Origin of the sequence: Promicromonospora kroppenstedtii DSM 19349, assembly GCF_000515355.1 — a bacterium.
GTDB lineage: Bacteria > Actinomycetota > Actinomycetes > Actinomycetales > Cellulomonadaceae > Promicromonospora > Promicromonospora kroppenstedtii.
This window is the reverse complement of the sequence record NZ_KI911593.1, coordinates 2573-6778: the sequence shown is the minus strand read 5'-3', so window position 1 is coordinate 6778 and position 4206 is coordinate 2573. Positions and strand designations below refer to the sequence as shown.

Sequence of the window (4206 nt, the reverse complement as noted above, 5' to 3'; positions counted from 1 at the left end):
GGCCCGGGCGGCGTCCGAGGCGATGGCGGGCGAACCGGCGCGGCTCGGCCCCGCGCTCGACGGCCTGCGCGCCGCCGAGACCGACCGGCACCTGAACTACATCCTGGCCAGCGAGCTGCGCTCCTACCGGATGCACCTGACACAGCTGCACCGCAACCTCGATTCGACCTGGCTCACCCTCGACCGGCTGCGGACGGTCTACGTCTACCCGTTCGGGCTGCGCGACGTGCGGCCGGCCGCCGCGGTCACGGCGATCCGGCGGCTCGCGCACCGCGACGAGCGCCCCGAGCTGCTCGGTGTCCAGGCCTTCGCCGTGCGCGGCCGCCTCAAGATGGACGACGTCTGGGCGAGCGTGGACCGGGCGGCACGCCCCTACGGCGGCGCGTCGCTGTCGATGCCCAATGTCCGTCTGGAGCAGCCCGACGGGACGTTCATCGCCGAGCTGTCCTGTGACGTGCGGTTCACCGAGTTCGGCAACCACTACGTGCGGTTCCGCTACTCCTCACGCGACCAGTCGCCGCAGCAGGTCCGCGACGCGCGGTTCCGGCTGTCCAACCTGCACGCCGACATCCGGGTGCGGTGGATCGCGCTGGACGGCTCGCCCGTCGACGTCGACCCCGGAGGCGCCCTGCCGCCCGAGCGCCTCTTCGACCTGGCCGACCTGCTCCAACGCGCGACGGCGGACCTGGTCCGCGAGGGCACCGAGATCGCCCAGGGACGAGCGCACGTGGTCACCACCGTCTACGAGGCGAGCCGGGGCCGCGGCCCGGCGGCGCCGCCGGAACGACGCACGCCGGTCTCCATGGGTGACGAGATGCTGGCCGCGTTCGGCTCGCAGGTGCTGCTGCAGCCCGTGTCGTACGGCACGGCCACGCTGTGCGACTGGACACTGCCCCAGCGCAACCCCGTGCTGCTGGAGGGGGTGCGGCACCTGGGCGACGTCGTGGCGGTGGCCACCAACTCGACCACCGTGGCGCTGGTCGGCACGGCGCACTTCAAGATCTCCCAGTACGGGTCGCTCGCCGAGTTCGTGGCCAGCCTCAACGGACTGTTCAGCGCCTGGAACGCCACGCTGGCCGACCACCTGCGCACCGTCGCGGCCATGCTCGCCGACCACGACGTGAACAACGGCGCCGACCTGGCCGCCCGCAAGGAGGGGCTCACCCGCGAGCAGCTGCGGCTGCACGAGTTCGCGTCCGAGGTGCGCACCACGCTGACCACGATCACCTCCCCCACATTCCTCGCGTCCGCGCTGGAGTCGCGCATGCTGAACCAGCTGCTGCACGCCTCGCGGTTCGAGCAGCAGGCCGCCGGGGTCACCGAGCGGCTGCGCGAGCTGCTCCAGGAACCTATCGCGGCTCGCCTCGCCGCGCTCGAACGCCTGCACAACGACCGCGAGCGGGCGGCCGAGGCGCGGCGCGAGCGCTCCCGCCGTCGGCTGATGGACGGCACGCTGTCGGCAATCACGGTGTTCGCCGGTGTCTACGCTCTGATCGGCACGGTCCAGGTGGCGCTGGACGCGTCGCTGATCGGTCCGATCCAGGCGGTCACGGCCACCGCGCTGGTCACGGTAGGTGCGCTGGTGACGGGCTGGGCGGTCTTCAGCTGGACGAGCCGCCGGTGACCCTCCGCCCGCACGCGTCAGACCCGCAGATCTCTCGGGTGACCTGAACGTCTGCCACGTAGCCTGGTCGGGTCGGCCGCTACGACAGGAGACTTCCATGACCGGATCCCCTGTGCCCACCCCTGGCGGGGCGCACGTCACACCACGCGGCACCCCGCGGGACGACGCCGCGCGGCGGCACCTCTGGGGCCACTTCACGCGGCAGTCCGCCTGGGACGCCGGGGTGCCGACGCTGGTGCGCGGCGAGGGCCACCACGTCTGGGACGCGGCCGGCCGCCGGTACATCGACGGACTGTCGGGGCTGTTCGTGGTCCAGGCCGGGCACGGCCGCCGGGCGCTCGCCGAGGCGGCGGCCAGGCAGGCCGGCGAGCTCGCCTACTTCCCGCTGTGGTCGTTCGCGCACCCACCGGCCATCGACCTGGCCGAACGGCTGGCCGACCTGGCACCGGGCGACCTGAACCGCGTTTTCTTCACGACCGGCGGCTCCGAGGCCGTGGAGACGGCGTTCAAGCTGGCCAAGCAGTACTGGAAGCTGCAGGGCAGACCGGGCAAGCACAAGGTGATCTCCCGGAACATCGCCTACCACGGCACCACGCACGGTGCGCTGTCCGTGACGGGCCTGCCGGGGCTCAAGGCGCCGTTCGAGCCGCTGGTGCCGGGCGCGTTCAAGGTGCCGAACACCGACATCTACCGGGCGTCCGAGGACCTGCGCGACGACCCGAAGGCGTTCGGCCGGTGGGCCGCCGACCAGATCGAGGTGCTCATCGAGACGGAGGGCCCGGACTCGGTGGCCGCCGTCTTCCTGGAGCCCGTGCAGAACGCGGGCGGCTGTTTCCCGCCCCCACCGGGATACTTCGAGCGGGTGCGCGAGATCTGCGACCGGCACGACGTGCTGCTGGTCTCCGACGAGGTGATCTGCGCGTTCGGCCGGACCGGCTCGATCTTCGCGTGCGACGACTTCGGCTACGTGCCCGACATGATCACGTGCGCCAAGGGCATGGCGTCGGGCTACTCCCCGATCGGCGCCTGCCTGGTCTCCGACCGGGTGTACGAGCCGTTCGCCCACGGTTCGACGACCTTTGCCCACGGGTACACGTTCGGCGGGCACCCGGTCTCCGCCGCGGTGGCGATGGCGAACCTCGACCTGTTCGACCAGGAGGACCTGACGGGGCGGGTCAAGGAGAACGCGCCTGCGTTCCGGTCCACCCTGGAGCGGCTGTACGACCTGCCGATCGTGGGCGACGTGCGCGGGGCCGGGTACTTCTACGCGATCGAGCTCGTCCGGGACAAGGCCACGCGGGAGACCTTCTCGGGCGACGATGCCGAGCGCCTGCTGCGCGGGTTCCTCACCCCGGCCCTGTTCGAGGCGGGGCTGTACTGCCGCGCCGACGACCGCGGCGATCCGGTGGTGCAGCTCGCGCCGCCGCTGACGATCGGGCAGCCGGAGTTCGACGAGATCGAGCAGATCCTGCGCGGGGTGCTGAGCGAGGCGTGGACGCGGCTGTGACGGGTTGGGCGGGGCGCTCGGCGACGCCGCGGGCGCTCCGCCCGGCCCGCCCGCGAGGTGCGCTTCTACTCAGCTATCAGGCCCGAAACTGACGTGTTTTTTGGGCGTAATGGCTGGGTAGAAGCGCACCTTCGGGCGCGGCGTGCGGTTCGGCACCGCTGGGGTCACCTCTCGTGTCAGGGCTTCCGGACGGCGGTGGGCCGTAGGCGGACCGGCCCCACGCCGCGCGCGACGGCACCCACGAGGCGGTCGTCCTCGGCTTCGTGACGCAGCCGGATGTTCCGGAGCCGGGTGCCGGCCGGCACGACGGCGGACGACCCCTTGCCCGAGAGCCTCTTGAGGACGATCACAGTGTCGCCGTCGGCCAGGGGTGTCCCGGCGGCGTCCCGGATCACGGCGGCCCAGTCGCTCGGTTCCGGCTCCGACGGTGCGCCTCGCAGACGGCGGAGCTCCTTGTCCCGCCGCGCGGCCTCCCGGGCCAGGGCGAGCCGACATCGGTGCTCGTCCCGGTCGAGCTCGGGCTCGCCGGCCAGGCGGATGACCCGGTTGCTCCGAGGATCGACGTACGGAACCCGGTCCGGCGTCCGGTACGCGGTCGTGTACCCGGCGCGCAGCTCTGCCGCCTGGAGTCCGTAGCGCACCCAGAGGTCACAGGCGGACGCCACGAGCATTGTTGCCCCGGTAAGCGCCGCGAAGGTCTTCAGCACGACAGGAGTCGCGTCCGGAGCAGCGGTCGCGGCCGTGATGAAGAAGAAGACAACACCGAGCAGAAGGACGAGCACCGAGAACAGACCGATGACCGAGACAGTACGGACCGACGGCCCTGGGATCCGCCGCGCGCGAATCTCGGGGTTCCATGTCTTCGTCACCACGACCCCGCATCCATCACCGCAAACCGGACAGATGTGCTGGACTCTAGCGGCCCGCCCGCGAGGTGCGCTTCTACCCAGCCATCAGGCCCGAAACTGACGCGTTTTTTGGGCGTGATGGCTGGGTAGAAGCGCACCAGCGGACGCAGCGGGCGCAGCCCGGCTGGGTCAGGCCGCCGCCGCGCGCTGCTCCGCCGGGCGGCGGC

General features: G+C 71.9%; 3 protein-coding genes. 2 read left to right on the top strand and 1 reads right to left on the bottom strand.

The features are described 5' to 3' along the window. Positions 1–1624: hypothetical protein (locus tag PROKR_RS02835; RefSeq protein ID WP_169736304.1), on the top strand; the 1624-nt coding region annotated here is incomplete at its 5' end. A gap of 97 nt (positions 1625–1721) precedes the next feature. Continuing rightward, positions 1722–3131, top strand: coding sequence for an aspartate aminotransferase family protein (locus tag PROKR_RS02830; RefSeq protein ID WP_036959402.1), 1410 nt, complete (start codon positions 1722–1724; stop codon positions 3129–3131). A 176-nt stretch (positions 3132–3307) separates the two neighbouring features. Here PROKR_RS02830 and PROKR_RS30460 read toward each other — a convergent pair whose 3' ends face one another. After that, on the bottom strand, positions 3308–4000 hold the full coding sequence (locus PROKR_RS30460) for a PhnA domain-containing protein (protein ID WP_169736303.1): 693 nt from the start codon (positions 3998–4000) through the stop codon (positions 3308–3310). Between the last annotated feature and the right edge of the window lie 206 nt (positions 4001–4206).